Source organism: Streptomyces sp. NPDC007856, assembly GCF_042868225.1.
GTDB lineage: Bacteria > Actinomycetota > Actinomycetes > Streptomycetales > Streptomycetaceae > Streptomyces.
Genome location: NZ_JBIAEC010000014.1, coordinates 103,322 through 129,866, shown reverse-complemented (window position 1 = coordinate 129,866; position 26,545 = coordinate 103,322). Strand labels below are relative to the sequence as shown.

General features: G+C 70.5%; 21 protein-coding genes, 1 tRNA gene, 1 pseudogene and 1 riboswitch. Of the genes and pseudogenes, 18 read left to right on the top strand and 5 right to left on the bottom strand.

Translation table 11 applies throughout. From position 1 onward, the window contains the following. The first annotated feature begins 2 nt into the window (after positions 1-2). From ACFYOH_RS30400 to ACFYOH_RS30375, 6 genes are all read left to right on the top strand, one after another. Positions 3-653: a hypothetical protein gene (locus tag ACFYOH_RS30400; RefSeq protein ID WP_388632018.1), complete on the top strand. Its 651-nt coding sequence runs from the start codon at positions 3-5 to the stop codon at positions 651-653. Between the two features lie 17 nt (positions 654-670). Then, positions 671-2,185 carry a protein kinase gene (locus tag ACFYOH_RS30395; RefSeq protein ID WP_388632365.1) on the top strand — a complete coding sequence of 505 codons (1,515 nt, stop codon included), beginning with the start codon at positions 671-673 and terminating at the stop codon, positions 2,183-2,185. 121 nt (positions 2,186-2,306) lie between these two features. After that, positions 2,307-3,134, top strand: a complete 828-nt coding sequence (locus ACFYOH_RS30390) for a glycoside hydrolase domain-containing protein (RefSeq protein WP_388632015.1) — start codon at positions 2,307-2,309, stop codon at positions 3,132-3,134. 215 nt (positions 3,135-3,349) lie between these two features. Beyond that, complete coding sequence (locus ACFYOH_RS30385; RefSeq protein ID WP_388632013.1) at positions 3,350-4,003, top strand: SurA N-terminal domain-containing protein; 654 nt, start codon at positions 3,350-3,352, stop codon at positions 4,001-4,003. A gap of 148 nt (positions 4,004-4,151) precedes the next feature. Further along, complete coding sequence (locus tag ACFYOH_RS30380; protein ID WP_388632010.1) at positions 4,152-5,231, top strand: nucleoside triphosphate pyrophosphohydrolase; 1,080 nt, start codon at positions 4,152-4,154, stop codon at positions 5,229-5,231. Then, positions 5,228-6,538 carry a cytochrome P450 gene (locus ACFYOH_RS30375; protein WP_388632007.1) on the top strand — a complete coding sequence of 437 codons (1,311 nt, stop codon included), beginning with the start codon at positions 5,228-5,230 and terminating at the stop codon, positions 6,536-6,538. Before ACFYOH_RS30380 ends, ACFYOH_RS30375 begins: the two co-directional genes overlap by 4 nt. Here the strand turns inward: ACFYOH_RS30375 and ACFYOH_RS30370 are convergent. Both ACFYOH_RS30370 and ACFYOH_RS30365 read right to left on the bottom strand, forming a co-directional pair. Then, complete coding sequence (locus ACFYOH_RS30370) at positions 6,532-7,215, bottom strand: DUF899 family protein (RefSeq protein ID WP_388632004.1); 684 nt, start codon at positions 7,213-7,215, stop codon at positions 6,532-6,534. The genes ACFYOH_RS30375 and ACFYOH_RS30370 overlap by 7 nt on opposite strands. A gap of 153 nt (positions 7,216-7,368) precedes the next feature. Further along, complete coding sequence (locus tag ACFYOH_RS30365) at positions 7,369-8,103, bottom strand: helix-turn-helix domain-containing protein (protein WP_388632001.1); 735 nt, start codon at positions 8,101-8,103, stop codon at positions 7,369-7,371. Between the two features lie 242 nt (positions 8,104-8,345). On the opposite strand from ACFYOH_RS30365, the gene ACFYOH_RS30360 reads away from it, so the two are divergent. From ACFYOH_RS30360 to ACFYOH_RS30320, 9 genes and pseudogenes are all read left to right on the top strand, one after another. Then, the gene (locus ACFYOH_RS30360; protein WP_388631998.1) at positions 8,346-9,014 is read left to right on the top strand and encodes a DUF4097 family beta strand repeat-containing protein; all 669 of its coding nucleotides are present in this window, start codon (positions 8,346-8,348) and stop codon (positions 9,012-9,014) included. Between the two features lie 72 nt (positions 9,015-9,086). Continuing rightward, positions 9,087-10,199 carry a serine hydrolase domain-containing protein gene (locus tag ACFYOH_RS30355; protein ID WP_388631995.1) on the top strand — a complete coding sequence of 371 codons (1,113 nt, stop codon included), beginning with the start codon at positions 9,087-9,089 and terminating at the stop codon, positions 10,197-10,199. A 320-nt stretch (positions 10,200-10,519) separates the two neighbouring features. After that, positions 10,520-11,590 carry a transglycosylase family protein gene (locus tag ACFYOH_RS30350; RefSeq protein WP_388631993.1) on the top strand — a complete coding sequence of 357 codons (1,071 nt, stop codon included), beginning with the start codon at positions 10,520-10,522 and terminating at the stop codon, positions 11,588-11,590. A 182-nt stretch (positions 11,591-11,772) separates the two neighbouring features. After that, a riboswitch (cyclic di-AMP (ydaO/yuaA leader) is annotated at positions 11,773-11,945 on the top strand. 4 nt (positions 11,946-11,949) lie between these two features. Then, the gene (locus ACFYOH_RS30345; protein ID WP_388631990.1) at positions 11,950-12,630 is read left to right on the top strand and encodes a transglycosylase family protein; all 681 of its coding nucleotides are present in this window, start codon (positions 11,950-11,952) and stop codon (positions 12,628-12,630) included. Positions 12,631-12,979: 349 nt separating this feature from the next. Beyond that, positions 12,980-14,287 carry a phosphopyruvate hydratase gene (gene eno, locus ACFYOH_RS30340; RefSeq protein WP_388631987.1) on the top strand — a complete coding sequence of 436 codons (1,308 nt, stop codon included), beginning with the start codon at positions 12,980-12,982 and terminating at the stop codon, positions 14,285-14,287. A 118-nt stretch (positions 14,288-14,405) separates the two neighbouring features. Next, entirely contained in the window at positions 14,406-14,882 is a 477-nt protein-coding gene (locus ACFYOH_RS30335) for a septum formation initiator family protein (protein ID WP_388631985.1), read from the top strand. Positions 14,883-14,912: 30 nt separating this feature from the next. Further along, positions 14,913-15,314 (top strand): annotated as a pseudogene (locus ACFYOH_RS30330) (DUF501 domain-containing protein); the annotation flags it as partial. Between the two features lie 204 nt (positions 15,315-15,518). After that, a complete protein-coding gene (locus tag ACFYOH_RS30325) occupies positions 15,519-16,475 on the top strand; it encodes an exopolyphosphatase (RefSeq protein ID WP_388632362.1) in 957 nt (318 codons plus the stop codon). Between the two features lie 442 nt (positions 16,476-16,917). Further along, entirely contained in the window at positions 16,918-18,297 is a 1,380-nt protein-coding gene (locus tag ACFYOH_RS30320) for an NAD(P)/FAD-dependent oxidoreductase (protein ID WP_388631982.1), read from the top strand. Between the two features lie 105 nt (positions 18,298-18,402). On the opposite strand, the gene ACFYOH_RS30315 is transcribed toward ACFYOH_RS30320, so the two are convergent. Further along, complete coding sequence (locus ACFYOH_RS30315; protein WP_388631979.1) at positions 18,403-18,999, bottom strand: hypothetical protein; 597 nt, start codon at positions 18,997-18,999, stop codon at positions 18,403-18,405. 252 nt (positions 19,000-19,251) lie between these two features. On the opposite strand from ACFYOH_RS30315, the gene ACFYOH_RS30310 reads away from it, so the two are divergent. Further along, a complete protein-coding gene (locus tag ACFYOH_RS30310) occupies positions 19,252-20,544 on the top strand; it encodes a class I SAM-dependent methyltransferase (protein WP_388631976.1) in 1,293 nt (430 codons plus the stop codon). A 59-nt stretch (positions 20,545-20,603) separates the two neighbouring features. On the opposite strand, the gene ACFYOH_RS30305 is transcribed toward ACFYOH_RS30310, so the two are convergent. Then, positions 20,604-23,132: an ABC transporter permease gene (locus ACFYOH_RS30305; RefSeq protein ID WP_388631973.1), complete on the bottom strand. Its 2,529-nt coding sequence runs from the start codon at positions 23,130-23,132 to the stop codon at positions 20,604-20,606. Continuing rightward, positions 23,132-23,902, bottom strand: coding sequence for an ABC transporter ATP-binding protein (locus ACFYOH_RS30300; RefSeq protein ID WP_388631970.1), 771 nt, complete (start codon positions 23,900-23,902; stop codon positions 23,132-23,134). Before ACFYOH_RS30300 ends, ACFYOH_RS30305 begins: the two co-directional genes overlap by 1 nt. A 447-nt stretch (positions 23,903-24,349) precedes the next feature. Here ACFYOH_RS30300 and ACFYOH_RS30295 point away from each other — a divergent pair. Together ACFYOH_RS30295 and ACFYOH_RS30290 are read left to right on the top strand one after the other, a co-directional pair. Continuing rightward, a tRNA-Leu gene (locus ACFYOH_RS30295) sits at positions 24,350-24,436 on the top strand. A gap of 1,221 nt (positions 24,437-25,657) precedes the next feature. Then, positions 25,658-26,509: an alpha/beta fold hydrolase gene (locus ACFYOH_RS30290; RefSeq protein ID WP_365723142.1), complete on the top strand. Its 852-nt coding sequence runs from the start codon at positions 25,658-25,660 to the stop codon at positions 26,507-26,509. Positions 26,510-26,545: the final 36 nt, after the last annotated feature.

The following is a 26,545-nucleotide window of genomic DNA, read 5'->3' as shown; positions in this document are numbered from 1 at the left end:
CCATGCAAGGCCCCGGCTACGCGCCGCCTCCGCCGCAGCCACCCTCGACCGGGGTGCTGGTCGTGTTGCGCGTGATCTTCGTGGCGGTGGCGCTCCTCAGCATCGGATTCCTGGCGTGGGTGGCGCCGCTGCGCGCGGCCATCGTGACCCGCAGGCCCGCCGAGTGGTGGTTCTTCGGCGCCTCCGTGACCGTCCTCGGTATCTGCTTCGCGCTCTTCAGCACCGACCACACCGACGACTTCAGCTCGGCGAACGGCTCGCTGGGCATGAGCATGTTGCTACTGAACGCCGTCGCCTGCGTCGCCTACTACCTCTACGCGGACATAGGCCACTTCCATCGGCTCCGCCAGGCTCACGCCAGGCAGGTGCCGTTGGGTCCGGGCTACAGGTACCCCCAGCCCGCCTCGCCGTTCACCGCTACGAGCGCGCCGAGCAGGCCGAGCACGCCGCAACCCCCGTACGTCGCGCCCCCGATGCCCCACATACCCGCGCCCCAGCCGCACGTCCCCGCACCGCCCCAGCGCCCGGCGCCCACCCACATCGAGCAGGTCCGCGCCGAACTGGACGAGCTGAGCGACTACCTGCGCCAGCACGACGGCCGGCACGACGGCCCGCACGACGGGCGGCACGACGGTCACGAGGGCGGAAGGTGAGCGGGGCGGCAGGACGTGTGGTCGCCGGCCGGTACGAACTGTCCACGCTCATCGGTCAGGGCGGCATGGGCCAGGTGTGGACGGCGTACGACCGGCGGCTCGACCGGCGCGTGGCGGTCAAGCTGCTGCGCCCCGACAAGGTGGCGGGCCAGGAGGCGGACGAGCTGCGCCGCCGGTTCATGCGCGAGTGCCGGGTGACCGCGCAGGTGGACCACCCAAGCCTGGTGACCGTGCACGACGCGGGCAGTGAGGGCGAGGAACTGTTCCTCGTCATGCAGTACGTCGACGGCGCCGACCTGTCCGACCATCTCGCCGAGCACGACCCGTACCCGTGGCAGTGGGCGGTCGCGGTGGCCGCGCAGCTGTGCGCCGTGCTGAGCGCCGTGCACGCGGTGCCGATCGTGCACCGCGACCTCAAGCCGCGCAACGTGATGGTGAAGCAGGACGGCACGGTCACCGTGCTCGACCTGGGCGTGGCCTCGGTGATGGACACGGACACCACCCGCCTGACCCACACCGGCTCCCCGATCGGCTCGCCCGCGTACATGGCGCCGGAGCAGGCGATGGGCGGCGCGGTCGGCCCGTACACCGACCTGTACGCGCTCGGTGTGCTGATGCACGAACTGCTCAGCGGCGACGTGCCGTTCGCGGGCTCCACGGCGCTCGGGGTGCTGCACCGGCACCTGTACGAGCCCCCGCTGCCCGTGCGGCGTATCCGCCCCGAGGTCCCCGAGGCGCTGGAGACGCTCGTGCTGCGGTTGCTCGCCAAGGACCCGCAGCACCGGCCGGCGTCCGCGCAGGAGGTGTACGAGGACCTGGCGGCGCTCCTGCCTGCGCGCGGGACGCCCACCGGGGCGCCCTTGGATCCCACGCGCCCCTTCCTGCGCCCACACGCCCCCTGGCCGGACCGAGCGCGGACCCCCGCGCCCCAGCCCGCCCCCGTTGCGCCGGCCCCGCAGGTGGCCGGGAAGCCCGATGTCGCCGCCGCCGTCGACGAGGTCAAGCGCCTGCTCGGGGAGGGGCGCATCACCCAGGCCGTGGACATCCTGGGCGCGATCCTGCCCGCCGCCGCCGAGCAGCACGGCGAGCACTCCCCGGTCGTGCGCACCCTGCGCAAGCAGTACGCGGCCACGCTCATGGACGACGGCCAGTACCGGCGCGCGCTGCCCGAACTGCGCCGCCTCGCCGACGAACGCGCCGCCGAGGCCGGCCAGGCCGACCCGCAGTCCCTGCGCTACCGCTACGAGGCCGCGCAGTGCCTGGAGCAGCTGGGCCAGCCGGCGGCGGCCCTCGCCGAGTACCGCGCGCTGCTGCCGTACTACGAGAACCAGTACGTCTCCGGCGACCCGCAGCTCGCCCACGACGTCCGCCGGCGCATCGGCCATCTCCTGCTCGCCCTCGGCGACCGGCCGTCCGCCCACGACACCCTCGCCCGGCTGCTGATGGACGTCGAGCGGCTGCACGGCCCCGGCTATCCGATGGCCATGGAGATCCGGCGCACCCTGCAGTGGCTCGGGCAGGTGCGCGGATAGTTCTTTGCCGTTCCCTGGCAGAACTTTGTGATCGTCAGGGGATTGGGTTTCCCGAAGGCTTGATCGGCGCCGGATAGGTTGCGCTTCTCTTTGCCAGGCACGTACGACAGGGGTGGATTCCATGGCCGGCCATCGGCAGTCGAAGAAGCGCAGATTCATCACGTGGGCGGTGGCCGGAGCAGCCGTGGTCGCCGGCGCCGGAATCGCCGCGCAGACCTCCATGGCCGCCACCACCTGGCCGGCGCAGAAGACGTTCACCGGCCACGCGTTCGACACCTGCGCCGCGCCCTCGCTGTCGGCGATGAAGGCCTGGCACACCGGCTTCTACGGGGCGGCGGCGGTCTACATCGGCGGCAGGAACCGAGGCTGCAGCCAGCCCAACCTCACCGCCTCCTGGGTGAAGTCGGTCGACTCCACCGGCTGGAAGCTCATCCCGATCTACGTCGGCGCCCAGCCGCCCTGCCAGTCCGGCTCCAACCCGGAGAAACTCACCGCCACCACCGCAGCCTCCCTCGGCAAGACCGATGCGGACGACGCGGCGGCCAAGGCGTCCGGGCTCGGCATGAAGGCCGGCAGCCCGGTCTTCCTCGACATGGAGCCGTACGACGTCACCAACACGTCGTGCAACAACGCCGTGCTGACGTACGTGCGGGCCTTCGACAAGGAACTGCGCGCCAAGATCTACCGCACCGGCTTCTACGGCTTCACCAGCTCCAGCGCCAAGGCGATCGCCACCGCCGGCGACAAGACGGACCTGCCGGGCAACCTCTGGTACGCGCTGTGGGACAAGCAGTACACCACCACCACGGACTGGCCGTGGGGCTCCACCCAGTTCACCGATCACAGTCGTGGTCACCAGTACATGGTGAACAGCAAGGAGACGCGCAACGGCTACACGATCACCGTGGACCGTGACGCGTGGGACGGGCCCGTCGCCATCGTCGGCTGAGGCCGGTCGCCGCGCGGGACAAGCCCTCTGCCGTCCCTCGTGCCCGCCCTGCTGTGGGGCGTGCGGCCGTCACATGGGGGCGTTCCGCCGGTGCGGCGGTGCCCGAAGTCCTGGTGAATCGTTGGTCGAATGGGTTGGCCTGAGCTGAGGCGCTGCCTACCATCGATCACCGCAAGACTTTGTGCACCGTCGCACAATCTCCTCGGGAGGCTTCCTTGCACCGCCGCCGTCGCACCGCGCTCGTCCTCACCGCCGCGATCGCCGCCGCGGCACCCCTGCTGACCGCCTGCGGAAACGATGCGCACCCGGGCGCCGCGGCCGTCGTGGGAGGGCAGCGGATCACCGTCGCCCAGCTGGAGAGCCGGGTCAACGAGGTCCGCAGGGCGCAGCGGGCCGCGGTGCCGGACGAGACCCAGTACCAGCAGGTCCTCGCCTCCACCAGCAGCCTCACCCGGGACACCCTGCACAACATGGTCCTCGACCGGGTGCTGCACCGCGCCGCGCGGGACGCGGGCATCACGGTCAGCCGCGAGGAGGTCCAGCAGATGCGCACCGGGCTGGAGCAGCAGGCCGGCGGCGCCAAGGGGCTGCAGACCGCCTGGCTGCAGAAGTACGGCATCGCGCCCGCCCGCCTGAACGACAACCTCCGGCTCCAGCTGGAGGCGCAGAAGCTGGCCCGGCAACTCGGCACCGACACCAGCCAGCCCGCCTTCTGGAAGGCGCTGTCGAAGGCGTCCCAGGAACTCCACATCGACCTCAACCCGCGCTACGGCACCTGGGACGTGCAGAAGAGCAGCCGCGTGGACGCCAGGACACCCTGGGTGCGGGAGGTCACGACGGCGTCGGGCGGGCAGCCGGTGACGGCGTAGCGAGGGGCCGGTCAGGGCGCCGGAACGGTACGGCGGGCAGCCGGGCCGGCTCGGGCAGCCGAGCAGGCCCGGTCATACGATCACACGTTCGTCCCCGCCCTGTGGACAACCGAATCCGCTTCCCGCCGCCGTGGGTTACGTTCGGATCGTGAACGCATCCAGCCCCGATCTCGTCCCCGCCGCCGGCCCCGGTCGCATCGTCCTGCTCACCACCAGCCACCGCGTCGCGCCCGGCCTGCTGTCCTGGCCCGCCTGGCAGGCCCTGCGCACCGCGGACGCCGTGCTGTGCGCGGACGGAGCGCATCCGCAGCTGCCGTATCTGCGCGAGGCCGGCATAGCGGTCGAGGAGGCGTCCCCCACCGCGCAGGAGCTCGTCGACGCCTGCACGGGCGGGCGGACGGTGGTGGTCGTGGCCACCGGTGAGGGGGAGCCCGCGCTCACCGACGGCCTGGCCCGGCTGGCCGGCTCCGGTCGCGTCGCCATGCCCGAGCTGGAACTGCTCCCGGCCTCCTACGACCTGCCCGGTGCCCGGCTGCTGGACCTCGTGCAGGTCATGGACCGCATCCGCGCCGAGTGCCCCTGGTCCTCCCAGCGGACCCATGAGGGCCTGGCCAAGTACGCCATCGAGGAGTCGTACGAACTGGTCGAGGCGATCGAGGCCGGCGACCGCGAGGAGCTGCGCGAGGAGCTGGGAGACGTCCTGCTCCAGGTCGTCTTCCACTCCCGGATCGCCGAGGAGCACCCGGAGACGCCGTTCTCCGTCGACGACGTGGCCGGCGGCATCGTCGCCAAGCTCGTCCACCGCCACCCGCATGTCTTCGGCGACGAGAAGGCCGAGACACCGGAGGACGTCAAGGCGCACTGGCTGCGCACCAAGGCCGAGGAGAAGCGGCGCACCTCGGTCACCGAGGGTGTCCCGCTCGGCCAGCCCGGCCTGGCCCTCGCCGCCAAGCTCGCCTCCCGCGCGCGCACGGCGGGCCTGGACGTGCCGCTCCCGCAGGGCGAGGGCATCGGCTACCAACTGCTGGCCCTGGCGGCCCGCGCCGAGGCGGAGGGCGTGGACCCGGAGGCGGCCCTGCGCGCGGCGGCGCGTGCGTACCGGGACGCCATCCGGGAGGCGGAGGGAGTCGCCCCCGAGGCGATAGGCGCGGCCCCCGGCGGCCACCGGGACGCGGAGGCCCACCGGGACGTGGAGGCCCACCCGGATCCGGATACCGTCGAGGAGTGACCGACCAGCCCCACCCCCAGTCCGCCCCCGGCCCGGCCCCGGACTCCGCCCCCGCCCTGTTCACCTGGGAGTTCGCCACCGACCCGTACCCCGCCTACGCCTGGCTGCGCGTGCATGCGCCGGTGCACCGGACGCGGTTGCCCAGCGGTGTCGAGGCCTGGCTGGTCACCCGGTACGCCGATGCCAAGCAGGCCCTCGCCGACCAGCGGCTGAGCAAGAACCCGGCGCATCACGACGAGCCCGCGCACGCCAAGGGCAAGACGGGCATCCCCGGCGAGCGCAAGGCCGAGCTGATGACCCATCTGCTGAACATCGACCCGCCGGACCACACCCGGCTGCGCCGGCTGGTCAGCAAGGCGTTCACCCCGCGCCGGGTCGCCGAGTTCGCGCCCCGGGTGCAGGAGCTGACCGACCACCTCATCGACCGGTTCGCGGCGAAGGGCTCCGCCGACCTCATCCACGAGTTCGCCTTCCCGCTGCCCATCTACGCCATCTGCGACCTGCTCGGCGTCCCGCGCGAGGACCAGGACGACTTCCGGGACTGGGCGGGCATGATGATCCGCCACGGTGGTGGCCCGCGGGGCGGGGTCGCCCGGTCCGTGAAGAAGATGCGCGGCTACCTCGCCGAGCTGATCCACAAGAAGCGCGAGGCGCTGCCCGCCGAGCCCGCGCCCGGCGAGGACCTCATCTCCGGCCTCATCCGCGCCTCGGACCACGGCGAGCACCTCACGGAGAACGAGGCTGCGGCGATGGCCTTCATCCTGCTGTTCGCCGGCTTCGAGACCACCGTCAACCTCATCGGCAACGGCACCTACGCCCTGCTCACCCACCCCGGGCAGCGCGAGCGCCTCCAGGACTCCCTGGCCCGGAAGGAAAGGGACCTGCTGGAGACCGGAGTGGAGGAACTCCTGCGCTACGACGGCCCGGTGGAGCTGGCCACCTGGCGGTTCGCCACCGAGCCGCTCAGCATCGGCGGACAGCACATCGCGCCGGGGGACCCGGTGCTCGTGGTGCTCGCGGCGGCGGACCGGGACCCGGAGCGGTTCGCCGACCCGGATGTGCTGGACCTCGCCCGCCGCGACAACCAGCACCTCGGATACGGCCACGGCATCCACTACTGCCTCGGCGCGCCGCTCGCCCGGCTGGAGGGCCAGACCGCCCTCGCCACCCTGCTCACCCGCCTGCCCGACCTGCGGCTCGCCGTCGATCCGGCCGACCTGCGGTGGCGCGGCGGGCTCATCATGCGGGGCCTGCGCACCCTGCCCGTGGAGTTCACGCCGGTCCCGGCAGGCACCGGCGATCAGTAGTCCAGGCCCGCGAACCAGTCGCCGCGGCCGCCCGGTGTCAGGTCGAGGAGGTGCCAGACGGGGTTGAGGAGGTCGATGCCGCGCTGGTCGATGTCCTCGGACATGCGCGGGTGGGCGGAGTAGAAGTGGTGGACCGTGCCGTCCGTGTCCCGGGTGAAGACGGAGACGGTGGAGTCCTGCACCCCGTCCTCGTCCTCGCTTCCCAGGTCGTACTTGAAGGTGCTGTCCCCGGTGCTCAGCAGCCGCAGCCGGGACCAGCCGCGGCCCCGGGCGTGCCGGCGCAGGGTGGGCGGGTCGGCGGCCGCGACGACGACGAGGTCGGCGTTCCGGGCGACGTGGTGGGCGACGCCGTTGAAGCCGTCGATCCACAGGGTGCACATCGGACACGGGTCGGTCTGCCGTTTGCCGTACATGAAGTGGTAGACGATCAACGGCCGGCCGGGGCCGGTGAACAGCTCGCTCAGCCTGACCTCGCGGACGGGCGTGTCGCCCGCGTCGAGGTCGGCGGGGCCCTCGAGAAAGACGTAGTCGTCGACGGCGGCGCCCTGCGGAAGCGCCCTGCGCAGGGCCGCGACCCTCTCGCGGTGGCGCATGAGGTCGATCTCGGCGTCGCGGAGTTCCTCGCGTGCGGCGAGGTACTCCGCGGACTCGCCCGCCAGCCGGGTGTGCCGCGCCATCGTTTCCTCCTGGACGGGAAGCCCTCCGTGGGTCATGTCGGGGTCCATGGTCGAGGCCGCCCCGCGCGCCGGGCGTGAGGCGCCGCCGTTCCCGACGGGTGACAAGGACGGCGAGAACCGAGCGGGGCCGGTCGGCCGCGACCCGAGGGTGGCTCAGGTGGCGCTGCCCGAGGCCGTCTCGGGTTTCGTGTGGAGGATCTCGCGGGCCTGGTCCGCGGCGCGGGCGATGCTCTCGGAGACGAAGTCGACGAAGCGGGCGATGTTCTCCAGGCGGGCGGCGGCCGCGGTGCCGGGGCCGAGGATGCCGACGCCCTGCCGGGCGATCTCGCCGAGCTGGGCGGTGGACCGGGCGGCGGCCATCGTGGACTGGTACATGACGTCGTCGTCGACGACATAGCGTTCGCGGCGGCGTTCGTCGCGTTCGCGGCGGAGGAGGCCCTGGCTTTCGAGGAACGCGACCGCCTTGGAGACGGATGCCGGGCTGATCTGGAGGTGCCCGGCGAGTTCCGCGGCGGTGAGGCTGCCGGCGTCGGTGGTGTAGAGAGCGGCCAGCACCCGGGCCGTCATCCTGGGCAGGCCCGATTGCATGAAGACGGTGGTGAACGTCTCCTCGTACTCGCGTACGGCTTCGGCATCGCGCCCGTGGGCCTGCGGGGGCGTGTCGGTGTCCCGGGGCGCGGCCTTTCGGCGGCGGTGGGCGCGGCGTTCGGTGGCGCGGTGGGCCAGGTCGGCGCGGTAGGCGGTGGGGCCGCCGTTGCGCATGACCTCGCGTGTGATGGTCGAGGTCGGGCGGCCGAGGCGTCTGGCGATCTCCGCGTAGGCGAGGCTGTCGGCCAGTCCCAGCGCGATCTGCTGGCGTTCCTGCTGGGTGAGTCTGCCTCCCGGCATCGCGGTCTCCTTCGTGGTCCGTGGTGTCTCCACCGTAGCGTTCATTTTCAACCAAGTGCAACGAACAGGTGGGCGCTGTTGCGTTGAATCCAAGGCCATTGCAATGATTTCATGGCTTTTACCTGCAGTTATGGAGGGAGTGCGCAACGAACTCGTTGCCAGACATGCGAATGCAACGTAGCGTTTCTGTTGTCGGAAACAACGGGCCGAAGGGGCCCGCGATACAGCAGAAGGAGCGCACGATGCAGAAGTTCGACACCCCCGCCCCGGTCTCGGTCATCCTCGACGTCCCCGCCGGACACATCAGGTTCATCGCCGCCGACCGGACCGACACCACGGTCGAGGTCCTGCCCGCGGACGCCTCCAGGAGCCGCGACGTGAAGGCGGCGGAGCGGATCGAGGTCGCGTACGGCGACGGCGTCCTGCGGATCGAGGCCCCGGAGGCGAAGAACCGGATCCTCGGCAACTCCGGAGCCATCGAGCTGACCGTCCAGCTGCCCGCCGGCTCCCGCGTCGAGGGCAAGGCGGCCCTCGGCGAGTTCCGGGGCGTCGGACGGCTCGGCGACGTCACCTTCGAGGGCGCGCAGGGCACGGTCAAGCTCGACGAGACCGCGAGCGCCGACCTGACCCTCCAGTCCGGCGACATCGCGGTCGGCCGCCTGGGCGGCCCCGCACGGATCAGCACCCAGAAGGGCGACCTCCGCATCGCCGAGGCCGTGCGCGGCACGGTCACCCTGCGCACCGAGCACGGCGCGATCTCGGTCGGCGCCGCCCGCGGAGTCTCCGCCTCGCTGGACGCCGGCACCTCCTACGGCCGGATCCACAACGCGCTCAGGAACACCGACGGCGCCGCCGTTCTGGACATCCACGCGACCACCGCCTACGGCGACATCAGCGCCCACAGCCTGTAAGAGGGGCGCCCTCAGGCCAGGCGATCCCGTCCGTCCAGTTGACTTCCGCGACAGTTCCGAAGGAGCACATCCATGTCCCTCACTCTCACCGGCCAGGACCGTCCGGAGCTGCGGAAGGCCATCGAGGAGATGGTCGAGTCCGGTTTCACCGGGGTGACGATGCGCGTGCACGACGAGCGGGGCGAATGGGCCGGCGGCGCCGGGAGGTGCAAGCTGGGCGAGAGCACGAAACCGCCGGTGGACGGGCATGTCCGGATAGGCAGCAACACCAAGACCTTCACCGCGACCGTGGTGCTGCAACTGGCCGCAGAGGACACGATCGGGCTGGACGATCCGGTGGCCGACTGCCTGCCCGAGTTCGGGCTGGACCCGAGAATCACGGTGCGGATGCTGCTGCAGCACACCAGCGGGGTGTTCAACTTCACCGGCGAGTACTACGACGACGGGACGTTCGCGCCGGGCATCCCCGCCACGACCGCGGGCCGGGAGTGGGTGGACAACCGGTTCAAGACCTACCAGCCGGAAGAACTGGCGCGGTTGGCGTCCTCCAGGCCGGCGCGGTTCGAGCCGGGGACGGACTGGAGCTACTCCAACACCAACTACGTGCTGGCCGGGCTGCTGGTCGGGAAGGTGACCGGCCACTCGCTCGCCGAGGAGATGCAGCGGCGGATCCTGGGGCCGCTCGGGCTGTCGGGCACCGTGCTGCCGGGCACCGGCCCGGAGATCCCCGAGCCGCACGCCCACGCCTACTACCGCTACGAGGAGGACGGCGAGCAGAAGACGGTCGACGTCACCCGCCAGAACCCCTCCTGGATCTCCACCGGCGGAGACATGATCTCGACGACCCGGGACCTCCACACCTTCATCTCCGCCCTGATGAGCGGCAAGCTGCTGCCGGCCCCGCTGCTGGCCGAGATGTGCAAGCCGCATCCCAAGGCCGGCTACGGCCTGGGGGTGTTCGTGCAGGGCGCGGGCGACAACGGCGGCACCGTCATCGCCCACAACGGCGGCATGGCGGGCCACGCGGCGCTGATGTACAGCACGCCCGACGGCGGCAAGACCCTGACCGCCGCGCTGAACTACGTCGACGACGCCGCCCTGTCCATGGCGATGGCGTTCCAGAAGGCGACGCAAAGGCTCGTCCAGGAGGTGTTCGGAGGCGGGCAGGACGGCCAGGCTCGGTAGCAGGGGCCGAGCGGCGTGGATCCGCGGGGCCACGTACGGGCGGCGTGGATCCGCGGGGCCACATACGGGCGGCGTACTCCGGCACCGCGTCGGAGTGCGCCGTTCGTTCGTGTTCACCGGCCCCGGGGACAAAGCGGACGGGACGGGAGTGTCGGTGCCGCGCGAGGACAAGATGATAAACATTCAACTCTGTGATCTTCACGTGATCTGCGCGGCATGAACTTGTGACAAGTGATCGTCTGCCGATACGTTCACCCATCAGCGTGGCGAGAGGCACGAGTTCGCCGCGCGGGTCCCGCTGTCGCACGAAAGGCTTCCGCATGCTCTCCGGGAACGGTCGTCACCGTCGCCCCCGTCAGGCTCCGGCCCTCCTCGTCGCGGCCGGCGTGACCGGCTCCGCCATCGCCATCCCCCTGCTCGGCGCCGCCAGCGCCAACGCGGCCGACGGCACCACCTGGGACAAGGTCGCCGAGTGCGAGAGTGGCGGATCCTGGAGCGCGGACACCGGCAACGGCTACTACGGCGGTCTGCAGATCTCGCAGGACGACTGGAGCAAGTACGGCGGCACGCGGTACGCCGAGAGCGCCGACCAGGCCAGCCGCTCCCAGCAGATAGCCGTCGCCGAGAAGATCCTCGCCGACCAGGGCACCAAGCCGTGGGCCATGTGCGCGCTGACCGCCGGGCTGACCTCCCACTCCGGTTCGGTCGACGTCGACCCCGGTGTCGGCGGCTCCGGCGACAGTGGCGCTTCGGGTGACGCGTCCGGCTCGACCGGCGGCTCAGACTCGTCCGGTCTGCCGGATTCGTCCTCCTCGGACTCCGGTTCCGGTTCTGCCTCCGACTCCGCCTCGAACTCCTCCGGCTCGGACTCGACCGGCTCCCCCTCGGGCGAGAGCGCGACGCCGACCCCGAGCGGGCACACCGCCGGGACCCCGGACGCCACCGGCGGCTCCACCGGGACCAGCACCCCCAAGTCCGACAAGACTGACAAGTCCGGCTCGCCCGACGGCGGAAGTTCACAGGGAGGCGACAGCTCTCCCGCAGCCACCCCGAGCGCCGACAACCCGGACAAATACCAGCAGAGCGCCGGTTCCTGGAGCCTGGTCGACACCGGCGCGCTCAGCAGTGGCGGACGTCACCGTGGCGGGAGCGCGGACGAAAGCGTGACAAACGGTCAGAACGCCACATCTTCCGGCCGTCACGCCAGTCCTGAAACGGGCACCTACACCGTCCGCGAGGGCGACTCCCTCGCCTCCATCGCCGACTCCCTTGGCGTCGACGGCGGGTGGCGGGCGCTCTACGACGCCAACAAGATGGCCCTCGGCGCCGACCCGAACCACATCACCGCCGGTCAGACCCTGAAAGTCGGGGGCGAAAAGGGCGGCGAGTAGGGGCAGTTGACGCCCCGTTTCGCGGCTGATGTCCGTTTTGGCGAAAGTGTGGGATGAGTCTCAGAAGCCCTGATCGTCTTTGAAAATCCGACGATCGCATGTCTACGGTCAGGACCGCTCGTCACCACGAGCCCCGGCCGTCGCAACGCCGAATCCTGCCAGCGACTGCCCGGGAACAGTCGTCGCGTCAAGCGCCGTAGGCAGGAGCGGGGGACCCAAGGTAAGCGCCGGGCCCAGCGGTTGACGCTGGACCGGCTTGGGGTGAAGCCGCGCCTCGCATGAGCGAGTGCGCGGCCGGGCAACTCAACCGGCCCGAACCCGACAGCTCACCTCGCAGGCGTCGGTGAGGGGATCGATCCATGCTGTTCTCCGGCAAGGGCAAGCACCGTCGTCCGTCCAAGACCGTCCGCGCCATCACGCTCGCCGGCGTCACCGGCGCCGCTGTCGCCGCCCCGCTGATGGCGGCCGGCAACGCCTCCGCCGCCACCGCGTCCCAGTGGGACGCCGTCGCCCGGTGCGAGTCGGGCGGCAACTGGTCCATCAACACCGGCAACGGCTTCTACGGTGGCCTGCAGTTCACCAACTCCACCTGGGCCGCGTACGGCGGCACCGCCTACGCCGCGCGTGCCGACCTCGCCACCAAGGCGCAGCAGATCGCCATCGCCGAGAAGGTCCTCGCGGGCCAGGGCAAGGGCGCCTGGCCGGTCTGCGGCACGGGCCTGACCAGCGCCGCCTACAACGGTTCCGCCCCGACGGCCACCAAGTCCCGCAGCACCGCCACCCGCTCCACCGACCAGCAGGCCGCCACCCGCTCCACCACGCGGACGGCGCCGAAGGCGAGCAAGACCGTCACCACGCCGACCGGCAAGAAGGTCAAGAAGGGCGACGGCGAGTACAAGGTCGTCAAGGGTGACACCCTCAGCGCCATCGCCGAGAAGCACGGTGTGAAGGGCGGCTGGCAGAAGCTCTTCCAGCTGAACAAGGGCATCGTCCAGGACGCGAACCTCATCTACCCGGGCCAGCAGCTGCACCTGAAGTGACACCTGGCTCCGAACGGACCCGCAGTGCCCTCACATCCCCGGCCCGCACACTGAAGGCCCCGTGAGGGCCACCCCCGTCCCCACGGGCTCCCCGCCCCGGCGCGTGTTCCCCCGTACGCGCCGGGGCGGGGTCTTTCGTTTCCGCGCGCTGTTTCCCCACTCTTCAGCCGGGCCTCATCGGCAGGCCCCTTTGTTCCGTGGGTGAACAATGGGTACCGTCTGCGTGTCCCTCCTGTCCACGGGACGGTCGGTCGGTGGCCGGCGCCCCGGGGACGGTTAGGCTCTAGTCGCAAGGCACAGCCGTAAGGCAGAACGCCCCCGCACTTCCAGCGTCACATCCCAGAAGGAGATGCTCGTGCCGTCCATCGACGTCGTCGTAGCCCGGGAAATCCTGGACTCCCGAGGCAACCCCACGGTCGAGGTCGAGGTCGGCCTCGACGACGGCAGCACGGGTCGTGCCGCCGTCCCGTCCGGCGCCTCCACCGGCGCCTTCGAGGCCATCGAGCTCCGCGACGGCGACCCCAACCGCTACCAGGGCAAGGGCGTCGAGAAGGCCGTCCTCGCCGTGATCGAGCAGATCGGCCCGGAGCTGGTCGGCTACGACGCCACCGAGCAGCGCCTGATCGACCAGGCCATGTTCGACCTGGACGCCACCGACAACAAGGGCTCCCTCGGCGCCAACGCCATCCTCGGCGTCTCCCTCGCCGTCGCCCACGCTGCCTCCGAGGCGTCCGACCTCCCCCTCTTCCGCTACCTGGGCGGCCCCAACGCGCACCTGCTGCCGGTGCCGATGATGAACATCCTCAACGGCGGCTCGCACGCGGACTCCAACGTGGACATCCAGGAGTTCATGATCGCCCCGATCGGCGCGGAGTCCTTCTCCGAGGCCCTGCGCTGGGGTGCCGAGGTCTACCACACCCTCAAGTCCGTCCTGAAGTCCAAGGGCCTGTCCACCGGCCTCGGCGACGAGGGCGGCTTCGCCCCGAACCTGGGCTCCAACCGTGACGCCCTGGACCTGATCCTCGAAGCGATCAAGCAGGCCGGGTACGTCCCCGGTGAGCAGATCGCCCTCGCGCTCGACGTGGCCGCCTCCGAGTTCTACAAGGACGGCAAGTACCTCTTCGAGGGCAAGGAGCGCTCTGCCGCCGAGATGACGGAGTACTACGAGGAGCTCGTCGCGGCCTACCCGCTCGTCTCCATCGAGGACCCGCTGTTCGAGGACGACTGGGCCGGCTGGAAGGTCATCACCGACCGCCTCGGCGACAAGGTCCAGCTGGTCGGCGACGACCTGTTCGTCACCAACCCCGAGCGCCTCGCCCGCGGCATCGAGGAGGGCACCGCCAACGCCCTGCTGGTCAAGGTCAACCAGATCGGCTCGCTGACCGAGACCCTGGACGCCGTCGAGCTGGCCCAGCGCAACGGCTTCAAGTGCATGATGTCCCACCGCTCCGGCGAGACCGAGGACGTCACCATCGCCGACCTCGCCGTCGCCACCAACTGCGGCCAGATCAAGACCGGCGCCCCGGCCCGCTCCGAGCGCGTCGCCAAGTACAACCAGCTGCTGCGCATCGAGGAGATCCTCGACGACGCCGCCGTGTACGCCGGCCGCAGCGCCTTCCCGCGTTTCAAGGGGAACCACGAGATCTCCAAGGGCTGAGCCGACCCGGGCCAAGTCTTAGCCAGTCGTACGTACGTCCCCGTACCCGGTCCCGTACCGTGTCCGGGGACGTACGCACGTGTGAAGGACACCGGCAAGGGGAGGCGGGAGAAGCCAGATGGCCGTGAAGGACCGGGACCGTTTCTCCACCACGACCAGGCTGCGGCTGCTCGGCGAGCAGACGGCGGCCCGCGTGTACCGCTCCCAGAGCAGGCGCCAGGCCCGCCGCTCCCGGCTCACCGGGCGTGCGGCGCTGCTCGCGCTGGTGCTGTGTTCCCTGATCGTCGCGCTCGCGTATCCGATGCGGCAGTACGTCTCCCAGCGCGCGCAGATCTCCGACCTCCAGCAACAGCAGGAGCAGGCCAGCAAGCGGGTCGAGCAGCTGCGCGACCTCAAGGCGCGCTGGCAGGACGACTCCTACGCCGAGCAGCAGATCCGGCGCCGGCTGCACTACGTGATGCCCGGGGAGACCGGGTACGTGGTGATCGACCCGGGCGCGGCCAAGCAGTCCCGCGCCGACCTCGGGGCCGCCCGCCGGCCCTGGTACGCGAACGTCTGGGACGGCGTCGACAAGTCCGACGCCTCCGACCAGTGAACCGACAGAAAGCCTGACGAGAAAGCAGTCATGGAAACGCCCCCGCCGCCCACTGAGCGCACCGAGCCCACCGACGCCGACGTCGAGGCCTTCCAGCAGCAACTCGGCCGCCCGCCGCGGGGCCTGCGGGCCATCGCACACCGCTGCCCGTGCGGTCAGCCGGACGTCGTGGAGACGGCACCCCGGCTGCCCGACGGCACGCCCTTCCCGACGACGTACTACCTGACGTGCCCGCGCGCCGCCTCGGCGATCGGGACGCTGGAGGCGGACGGCGTCATGAAGGAGATGACGGAGCGGCTGCAGACCGACCCGGAACTGGCCGCCGCCTACCGGGCCGCGCACGAGGACTACATCCGGCGCCGGGACGAGATCGAGGTCCTGGAGGGCTTCCCCAGCGCGGGCGGCATGCCCGACCGCGTGAAGTGCCTGCACGTGCTGGTGGCGCACTCGCTGGCCGCCGGTCCGGGCGTGAACCCGCTCGGCGACGAGGCGATCTCGATGCTGCCGGAGTGGTGGCGCAAGGGGCCGTGCGTGCAGCCGCTCCAGGCTCCCGATCCGGCGGACGAGCACCCCGGTGAGGAGGGTGCCGTGTGGGACCCCGCAGAGGTCCGCAGCGGCTTCTTCGCCCACCGGCCGATGGTTCCTGAGGGCTTCTCCCGGGTCGCCGCCGTCGACTGCGGCACGAACTCCATCCGGCTGCTGGTCGCCGACGTCAACCCGGCCACCGGCGAACTGCTGGAGCTGGACCGGCGCATGACGATCGTGCGGCTCGGCCAGGACGTGGACCGCACCGGCCGGCTGGCACCGGAGGCGCTGGAGCGGACCTTCGCCGCGTGCCGGGAGTACGCCGGGGTCATCCGCGAACTCGGCGCCGCCGAGGTGCGGTTCGTCGCCACCTCCGCCTCCCGGGACGCCGAGAACCGGGACGACTTCGTACGGGGAGTCGTGGACATCCTCGGCGTCGAGCCCGAGGTGATCTCCGGCGACCAGGAGGCCGGGTTCTCCTTCACGGGGGCCACCAAGGAACTCGAGGGACGGGCCGACCTCGCCAAGCCGTACCTGGTGGTGGACATCGGCGGCGGCTCCACCGAGTTCGTCGTCGGCGACGAGCAGGTCCGGGCGGCGCGGTCCGTGGACGTCGGCTGTGTGCGGATGACCGAGCGGCACCTGGTGCACGACGGCAAGGTGAGCGACCCGCCCACCGAGGAGCAGATCGCCGCCATGAGGGCGGACATCGAGGCGGCTCTGGACCTCGCCGAGGAGACCGTCCCGCTGCGCGAGGCGCGCACGCTGGTGGGCCTCGCCGGGTCCGTCACCACCGTCTCGGCCATCGCGCAGGAACTGCCGGAGTACGACTCCGCGCGTATCCACCATTCCCGTGTCACCCGCGACCGGGTGCGCGAGATCACCGAGTGGCTGCTGCGCTCCACGCACGCCGAGCGCGCCGCGATCCCGTCCATGCATCCGGGCCGGGTCGACGTCATCGGCGCGGGCGCCCTCGTACTGCTCGCGATCATGGAGCGGACCGGCGCCGAGGAGGTCGTGGTGAGCGAGCACGACATCCTCGACGGCATCGCGTGGTCGGTGGCGTAGCTCTCTTTTGTTACCCGTGGGTAGTCATCTGCTGAGCAGGTCGGATAACGTTTGAGCGGCATGGGGGCCCTTCGGGGCCCCTTCGTCGCGACCGCTCCGGAAAAGTTCGTGAAGTTCTTCACAAGGAATTCGGCCCGGTCGGGCCGCGAAAGGGTGCCGGTTGGCCCTTCCGGGGGCCCAAAGGTCGTTTGAACATGTTCAGATGGAGGATGCGGGCGGCCGCGGAAAGGGTCGTTCCGGGGATGTCACGGCACCCTCACCGCCGCCCCGCCGACCCGGAGAGGCAGCTCACGCGGCATTGACAATGCCCCAAAGGGGGCTGCGGTTCCGCTCGCCCGCCATGACCTGAGTCACGTGGGCCGCGGAGTGTAGCACAGCCCCTGTCAGACCTTGTGAAGGGGCGCACGAGCACCCCCTCCAAGGCGGGTGGATACTCGATGGCATGAGCACCACGGAGCGTCCCAGGATCCTCGTAGTAGGCGGTGGGTACGTAGGCCTGTACGCAGCTCGGCGCATTCTCAAGAAGATGCGCTACGGAGAGGCGACCGTCACGGTCGTCGACCCCCGGTCGTACATGACCTACCAGCCCTTCCTCCCCGAAGCCGCCGCCGGCAACATCTCCCCTCGCCACGTCGTCGTCCCGCTGCGACGCGTGCTGCCGAAGGCGGAGGTCCTCACCGGTCGGGTCACCACCATCGACCAGGACCGCAAGGTCGCCACGATCGCCCCGCTGGTGGGCGAGGCGTACGAGCTGCCCTTCGACTACCTCGTGATCGCGCTCGGCGCGGTCTCCCGCACCTTCCCGATCCCCGGCCTCGCCGAGCAGGGCATCGGCATGAAGGGCATCGAGGAGTCCATCGGTCTGCGCAACCACGTCCTCGAGCAGCTGGACAAGGCCGACTCCACCACCGACGAGGAGATCCGCCGCAAGGCGCTCACCTTCGTCTTCATCGGCGGTGGCTTCGCGGGTGCGGAGACCATCGGCGAGGTCGAGGACCTGGCCCGGGACGCGGCCAAGTACTACAAGAACGTGTCCCGTGAGGACATGCGCTTCATCCTCGTCGACGCCGCCGACAAGATCCTCCCCGAGGTCGGCCCCAAGCTCGGCCAGTACGGCAAGGAGCACCTGGAGAGCCGGGGCGTGGAGATCTACCTCTCCACCTCCATGGACTCCTGCGTCGACGGCCACGTGGTGCTGAAGAACGGCCTCGAGGTCGACGCCAACACGATCGTGTGGACGGCCGGCGTCAAGCCGAACCCGGCCCTCGCCCGCTTCGGTCTGCCCCTCGGCCCGCGCGGCCACGTGGACTGCGAGCCGACCCTCCAGGTCAAGGGCACGGACTACATCTGGGCCGCCGGTGACAACGCACAGGTCCCGGACCTCGTCGGCCGCAAGGCGGGCAACGAGAACGCCTGGTGCCCGCCGAACGCCCAGCACGCGCTGCGCCAGGCCAGGGTCCTCGGCGACAACGTGGTCTCCGGTATGCGGGGCTTCCCGCAGAAGGAGTACGAGCACGCCAACAAGGGTGCGGTCGCCGGTCTCGGCCTGCACAAGGGCGTGGCGATGATCGTCATGGGCAAGATGAAGATCAAGCTCAAGGGCCGCCTCGCCTGGTACATGCACCGTGGCTACCACGGCATGGCGATGCCGACCTGGAACCGCAAGATCCGCGTCTTCGCCGACTGGACCCTCGGCATGTTCCTCAAGCGCGAGGTCGTCTCCCTGGGCGCCATGGAGAACCCGCGCGAGGAGTTCTACGAGGCCGCGAAGCCGGCGCCGGTCGCCGCCGCCAAGACCGAGGAGAAGGCCAAGGCCTCCTGACCCCGGTCGGGTGAACACGCCGAAGGGGCCGCCTGCCATCCGTGGTGCGGGCGGCCCCTTCGGCGTGCCGGCGCGCCTGCCGCCGAGGCCGGCGACACACTCCGGTCAGGTGGACACGGCGGGTTCCGCGACCTGCCGGGGCGCGTGGTGCGGGGTCTTGATGCTGTCGAGCACCTGCCGGTAGTCCCGGTCGACGGCGGCCCGCTGCCTGCCGGTGCCGACGGTCATGACCACGATCGACTGCTTGCCGTGGTCGACGAGGCGGATGTGCCCCACCCTGCCCTCGGCGCCGATGAGCCTGGCCTCCAGATACCGGTCGCCGTCCTTGGTGCCGGCATGGACGTCGGTGCTGTGCAGCCGGGCGCTGGTGTCGCCGCTGTTGTAACCGTCCACCGCGGCCTTGAGACCCGTTCTGAGATCCCACGGCTTGTCCGGGGCCTTGCCGGGCCCGTCGAAGACCGAGAAGCCCAGGGCTCCGTATCCGGTCGGCACCACGTAGTCGCGGCTGTTGACTCCGTGATCGCTGTACTTCTGCACCACGGGCTTTCCGGGGAGCCGGACGGTGATGCCGCTCGGGGAGTCGGTGATCTTCTGCCACTGCGTGGCGGCGAACGCGCTGCCCTGAGACAGCACACCTCCGGTGATCACCGCCGTCGAGGCGGTGAGCAGGGCGAGACGGTGGAACCTGGAAAGACGAACCATGGCAATGCACATCCGATGAGGAGAAGGGGAAGCCGGGTACGCCATCCATTACGGCCCGGCCTTCCGGTACGCGTCATGCCCCTGCAAGTCGTGGCTTGACCGACGGCGCGGCTTCGCGCACACTCCGCCCCCACCCGCGTGGCGGATACAGCTGTTTTTCCCACTTGTAACTCCTTTGCGGGACTGCGCCGGAGGGCCAACGGTGTTTACGTGGTTACCGGCATCCGGGATCTCGTCTTGGAGGTGTGCGCCATGACTGACGCCGCGTCGCGGCTGAGGAGTCTTGCCGAGCAAGGGCTGGGAGCCCCGCTCCCGGTACGGATCCGTGCCTGGGACGGGTCGCAGGCCGGGCCGCCGGACGCGCCGGCGCTCGTCCTGCGCAACCGCCGGGCCCTGCGCCGCATGCTGTTCAAACCGGGCGAGCTGGGCCTCGTCCGCGCCTGGGTCGCGGGCGACCTGGACATCGAGGGCGACCTGTACAGCGCGCTCGACGCCCTGGCGGGCCACGTCTGGGAGCGCGGCGAGGACGCCCCCGGCCTGCTCCGGTCCCTGCGCGACCCCGCCGTCCGGGCCGCCGGCCGCGAACTGCTGAAGCTGGCCGGGCCGCCGCTGCCGCCCGCCCCGCCACGCGAGGAGGTCCGCAGACCGCGCCGGCATCTGCACACCCGGCGCACCGACAAGCAGGCGATCAGCCACCACTACGACGTCGGCAACGACTTCTACGAGATCGTGCTCGGCCCCTCGATGGTGTACTCGTGCGCCTACTGGGAGGACGCCGGCACCCTGGAGACCGCCCAGCGGGACAAGCTCGAACTCGTCTGCGCCAAGCTCGGCCTGAAGCCCGGTCAACGGCTGCTGGACGTCGGCTGCGGCTGGGGCTCGATGGCGATCCACGCGGCCCGTGAGCACGGGGTGAGCGTCGTCGGGGTCACGCTGTCGCAGGAGCAGGCGGCGTACGCCCGAAAGCGGGTCGCCGACGAGGGACTGACCGACCGGGTGGAGATCCGGGTCCAGGACTACCGGGACGTCAAGGACGCCCCCTTCGACGCCATCTCCTCCATCGGCATGGCCGAACACGTCGGCGCCGAGCGGTACCTGGAGTACGCCCGCCGGCTGCACGACCTGCTCAAGCCCGGCGGGCGGCTGCTCAACCACCAGATCGCCCGCCGCCCCCAGCACGACGAGTCGGCGTACGCCGTCGACCCGTTCATCGACGCCTACGTCTTCCCCGACGGCGAACTCGCGCCCGTGGGCACCACCGTCACCCAGCTGGAGCGCGCCGGGTTCGAGGTGCGGGACGTGGAGTCGATCCGCGAGCACTACGCCCGCACCCTGCGCCGCTGGGTCGCCAACCTGGAGGGGGAGTGGGACCGCGCGGTCCGCCTCACCAGCCCCGGCCGCGCCCGCGTCTGGCAGCTGTACATGGCCGCCTCCGCGCTCGCCTTCGAACGCAACCGGATCGGCGTCAACCAGGTCCTGGCGGTCCGCACCCCGGAGTCGGGCGCGTCCGGGCTGCCGCTGCGCACCCGCACCTGGAACACCTGAACCGGGTACGGCAGAAGGGGGCCCCGTTGCCCGGGGGCCCCTTCACCGTCGTACCACCGCTACTCGGCCTTGATCGCCGCCAGCATGTTCAGCCTGGCCGCGCGCCGGGCCGGCCACAGCGCGGCGAGGACGCCGACCGTGCCCGCCAGCAGCAGGAAGACCGCCATCCGGCCCCAGGGCAGGACCAGTTCGTACGTCGGCATCTTCGTGCCCAGCAGCTGACCGGCCGCCCAGCCGAAGAACACGCCGAGGCCGATGCCGAGCACGCCGCCGAACAGGGAGATCACCAAGGACTCCAGGCGGACCATCCGCTTGACCGCCTTGCGGTCCAGGCCGATCGCGCGGAGCATGCCGATCTCCTGGGCGCGTTCGAACACCGACATGGCCAGCGTGTTGATGACGCCGAGGACCGCGACGATCACCGCCATGCCGAGCAGGCCGTAGAGCATGTTCAGCATCGTGGTGAAGATCTGCGCGATGCTGTTGGAGATGTCCTGCTTGTCCTGGATCTTGATCGCCGGGTTGGTGCCGAGGACCTTGGTCAGCCGGGTCTTCGTCGCGTCGGAGGGGCCGTTCGCCGTCTTGACCATGACCTGCATGTCGGCCGGGTCCTTCAGGTGCGGGGTGAGGACCTTGTTGTCGAGCATGATGCCGTTGATCATGTCGTTGCCCTCGTAGACACCGGCGACCGTCAGCGTCCGGGCCTTGCCGTCCTCGAAGTGCGCGGTGAAGTGCGAACCGGGCGTCCAGCCGTACTCCTTGGCCCGGTCCTTGTCCACGACGGTCTGCGAGCCGCCCACCTCGAACGTGCCCTCGTCCACCTTCAGATCGGTCAGCTTCCCGATGGACGAGCCGTCGACCCCGGTCAGGAACTCGGTCTTGCCGTCGATGCGGGAGGCGGCGTTGCGCAGCGGGCTGCTGGCGGTGACGCCGTCGGCGGCGGCGAGCCTGGTCGCCACGTCGGGGGAGAGCGGGGAGCGGTTGGCCATCGAGACGACGTAGTCCGCGCGGATCGCCGAGGACGCCATCTTGTCGATGGCGGTCTGCAGGCTGCCCGCCATCACCGTCATCCCGGTGATCAGGGTCAGGCCGATCATCAGCGCGGACGCGGTGGCCGCCGTACGGCGCGGGTTGCGCACCGAGTTCTGGCGGGCCAGCTTGCCCGAGACGCCGAAGGCGCGCAGCAGCGGGGCGGCGGCCGCGATCAGCGGGCGGGACAGCAGCGGGGTCAGGATGAACACGCCGATGATGAGCAGGACCGCGCCGATGCCCATGGGGCCCTGGGCGGAGTCGGTGTTCATCGTCGTGGCCGCGAGGACCACCGCGATGCCGGCCGCCGCGAACAGCGCGCCGAGCGTGTTGCGCAGCACCAGCGACTTGGTGGTGGCCTTGGCGTGCACGCTGCTCATCGCCGCCACCGGCGGGATCTTCGCGGCCCGGCGGCCGGGCAGCCAGGCGGCCAGCATGGTGATGAGGATGCCGACCGCGAGGGCGGCCACCACGGTGCCGGGGCTGATCACCAGCGGCCCGTCGGGCACGCTCGCGCCGAAGGAGCCCAGCAGCGAGCGCAGGCCCGCGCCGATGCCGATGCCGGCGGCGAGCCCCGCCACACCGGCGACCGCGCCGACCGCGAACGCCTCGATCAGCACCGAGCGGGTCACCTGGCGGCGGGAGGCGCCGACCGCGCGCAGCAGGGCCAGTTCCCGGGTGCGCTGGGCGACCAGCATGGTGAAGGTGTTGGCGATGATGAACGTGCCGACGAACAGCGCGATACCCGCGAACACCAGCAGCGCCTGCTTCAGGCCGCTCATCGAGTCGGCGATCTGCTTCGCCTGGTCGTCGGCGAGCTGCTTGCCGGTGGTGGTCTCCACCAGATGCGCGGGCAGGGCCTTGTCCAGCTCGGCCTTCAGCGCGGTCTGGCTGGTGCCGGCCGCTGCCTTGACGTCGATCTCGTCGAAGATGCCCTTCTTGCCGAACAGTTGCTGCGCGGTCGGTGTGTCGAACAGCGCGAGGCTGCCGCCCGCCGACACATTGCCGTCGTCGGTGGTGAAGATGCCGGCGAGGGTCGGGGTGAGGACCGGGCCGTTCACGGACAGGCGCACCGTGTCGCCGACCCGGTAGCCGGCCCGCTCCGCGGTCCTGGAGTCGAGCAGGACCTCGCCCGCGCCGCGCGGGGCGTGGCCGCTGACCAGCGGATACCGGGCGTCCCTGGTGCCCCAGTAGTTGCCGCCGTTGGACTGCCAGTCGCCGCCGACCAGTTTGCCGTCCTTGCCGGCGACGGCGGTGAAGCCGCTGACGACACCGGTCGCGGAGGCGGCGCCCGGGACCTTCGCGGCCTTGTCCAGCGTGGCCCGGGTCAGGTCGGACAGCTTGCCGACCTTGTCGCCCCTGGAATCCTGGAACTTGGGCTGTACGGCGACGTCGACCCGGTCGAAGCCCTTGGCGGAGCTCTTCTGGTAGGCGTCGGAGATGGTGTTGGTGAAGACGAGCGTCCCGGAGACGAAGGCCACGCCGAGCATGACGGCGAGCACCGTCATCAGCAGCCGGGCCTTGTGCGCGAGGACGTTGCGCAGGGCGGTGCGGAACATCAGGAGGTACGGCCCTTCGCGTCGAACTGCTTCATCAGGTCGAGGACGGAGTCGGCCGTGGGCCCGTGGATCTCGTCGACGATCCGGCCGTCCGCCAGGAAGACCACGCGGTCCGCGTACGCCGCCGCCACCGGGTCGTGCGTCACCATGACGACGGTCTGGCCCAGCTCGCGCACGGAGTTGCGCAGGAAGCCGAGGACCTCGGCGCCGGAGCGCGAGTCGAGGTTTCCGGTCGGCTCGTCACCGAAGATGATCTCCGGCTTGGAGGCGAGGGCGCGGGCGACGGCGACACGCTGCTGCTGGCCGCCGGAGAGCTGGGAGGGCCGGTGGCTGAGCCGCCCGGACAGGCCGACCATCGAGATCACCCGGTCCAGCCAGGCCTTGTCCGGCTTCCGCCCGGCGATGTCCATCGGCAGGGTGATGTTCTCCAGGGCGGTCAGCGTCGGCAGCAGGTTGAAGGCCTGGAAGATGAAGCCGATCTTGTCCCGGCGGAGCCTGGTGAGCTGCTTGTCCTTCAGGGAGCCCAGCTCGGTCTCGCCGATCCGCACCGAGCCGGAGGAGAAGGTGTCGAGGCCGGCCACGCAGTGCATCAGGGTGGACTTGCCGGAGCCGGACGGGCCCATGATCGCGGTGAACTCGGCCTGTCGGAAGTCGACGGAGACCCGGTCCAGGGCGACCACCCGGGTCTCACCCTGCCCGTAGATCTTCGACAGCTCCGTGGCGCGTGCGGCCACGGCGGTGGTCCGGCCGGCGGTGGGTGTGGTGGTCACGGGACGGTGCTCCTGTCGGGACGACGTGTGTTCCAAGGGGACCGCTCCATCGTCCCGGCACACAGCGCGCGTGTAGTCAGTCGCTGTTCCGGTTCCGGAGGCCGACTCGGGTCGGACGGGAGAGCGCGGCGTCATACCTGGGGAGGACGGCGGACCCTGAGACCGGCACCGCCCCGGATCGCCGTCGACTCGCCCTCGACTCGCCCTCGAACCGCTGTCCGACGATGTCGAGAACGGGTGGAACACCCTCGTTCGGACGGTGAAATTCCGTCATTCCGCGTACGGCCGTACCCACGTCACGTCAGGCTGTTGGCAAGTGCGGATGGCCCGTTCCACGGGCTGATGCACCCTCAGACGTCAATAAAATAAGACAACATCGGTCCGCCCTTCCGCTGTTCGGGGGATGCGTCCCGATAGGCTCGAACCTCGTAGCGGAGCCCATGGCCTGCCCGGATGGTGGAATGCAGACACGGCGAGCTTAAACCTCGCTGCCCCTTCGCGGGCGTGCCGGTTCAAGTCCGGCTCCGGGCACCACCTCGTCTGCGACGCAGGAGGCGGGCCGCCCTCGGGGGTGACCCGGAAGTGGCCCGCTGGTTGCAGTTCTGGTTGCAATTACGGTTCCCGCAGCGCGCCGCCGAGCCGTTTCGCGGCGTCCTTCGTCAGCTTGCGCCCTGCAGATTCGGTGACGCTTAGTGACCGACAGGGGCAGTCGCTCCGGCGGTGCCCAAGGGCAGCGCCGGGGGCGCACCGCGCAGCTACGGGGCTTGTTGACCCCCGGCCCGACGACACAGGCCATGGTCGACTGTTGGGCGCCAATTGGTGGAGCAGACTCGGACAACATCTCCAGAGACTCCCCGGCGGCCTGGCAACGCCCTGCGTTACGCGCAGGTACGTCAGACCGGCCGGGCTCAGGGAGCATTCGTATGGCCGGACGGCGTGCTGTGCGTTGAGCAAGGGGTCGTCGCGCCCTCTTTTCGATGCTGTGCGGCCGCGCCTTACGAGGCCCGGCGGCGGTCGCCGTGGTGGCGGTCGAACACCCAGGGGTGTGCTTCGGGGGTTCGCCGCAGACGTCCCAGACGCCGGGGCGCGGGAGCACCTCAATGTAGTTGTGAGCGAAGCCGCCGGGGCCGTCGTAATCGCGTTGCGCGACTCTCAGGCAGTCCCGGCCGGGCCAGCAGCGGCCACAGCACCACCCCTCCCTGTGGACATGATGCGAGGTGCGGCACCTGCCAGCACTGGTGGTGTTGGGGTTCCTCGCCTTCGGCGTCCTTAGCGACAGACGTCCGGCCGCATGCTGCGGCCACCCCGCCCGCTCCTCGACACTCGTCGCGGGACTCGTCGTCGCGACAGCCGATATCCACCGTATGACCACGCGATATAGCTCGCAATTCACCCATTCGAACCCTCGCGCGTCTCACGATGCGGCACCCCGACTACTCGCCGTCGCGCATCCAGCGCGGCGGCGAGTAGTCGGGGTCCAGCGGCGACGGCCTGTCGAGCGGCGACCACACCCGCCACCGGCCCCCCTCCACGGCAACGAATGCGCGGCAAGCAGATACACGCGAACATGGTGATCCGGGAGATGCGGCGGACGCGGAGCACGACGACTTCCGCGAAGGAGGTCCGCGCGACTCCGCGCAGCCGGCCGGACAGGGCTCTCGGGGTGGCTGCGGGCGACGCCTTCCGTACGACCCTCACTTTTCTCAGCCGCCGAACAGGCCGAGTTCACCTTGTACGCCGAGGAAGTGGAAGCACATGACCGTCTCCGGAATCCTGACATCGGGCCAGGGCAGACTGGCCCTTGGAGTGGCGGTGCTCTCCGCCCTGACAGTGATGCCGATGCCGACTCACGCCGCGGACGACATCGGTCGGGCCCCGGCGGCCCAGAAGCCAACCGTGGTGCTCGTACACGGAGCGTTCGCCGACGGGTCCAGCTGGAACGCAGTGGTCCAGCGCCTGCAGCGGGACGGCTACCAGGTCATCGCCCCGCCCAACACGCTGCGCGGCATACCCCAGGACTCGACGTACCTGAACAGCCTCCTCAAAACCATCAAGGGACCGATCGTTCTCGTCGGACACTCCTACGCCGGCGAGGTGATCTCACAGGCGGCCGCCGGCCTCGACAACGTCAAGGCACTCGTGTACGTCAACGCCATCATGCCGGACAAGGGAGAGTCCTTCGCCAGCCTCTCCGGCAAATTCGCGGCAGCCCCGCTCACCAAGGCGCTGAGGCAGGTCCCCTTCCGCAACGGCGACACCACCACGGGCACCGACGTGTACATCCGGCCCGCCGAACTCCACGCCACCTTCGCCCAGGACCTCTCCCAGCAGCAGGCGTCCGTCATGGCATCGACACAGCGGCCGATCGCACAGTCCGCCTTCACCGACAAACTCACCGAAGCGGCCTGGCGGGACAAGCCCGTCTATGTGCTCGTCGGCAGACAGGACCGGGCCATCAACCCGAGCCTCGAACGGTACGAGGCCGAACGCGCGCACGCGCGCAGGACGGTGGAGATCGACTCCTCCCACGTGTCCCTGATCTCCCACCCCCAAGCCGTCACGGATCTCATCCTCAGCGCGGCCCACGACTCCGTCACCGGTAAGTGACGAACGGGCATGTCCTGTCACAGTCGCGCGTTGCGG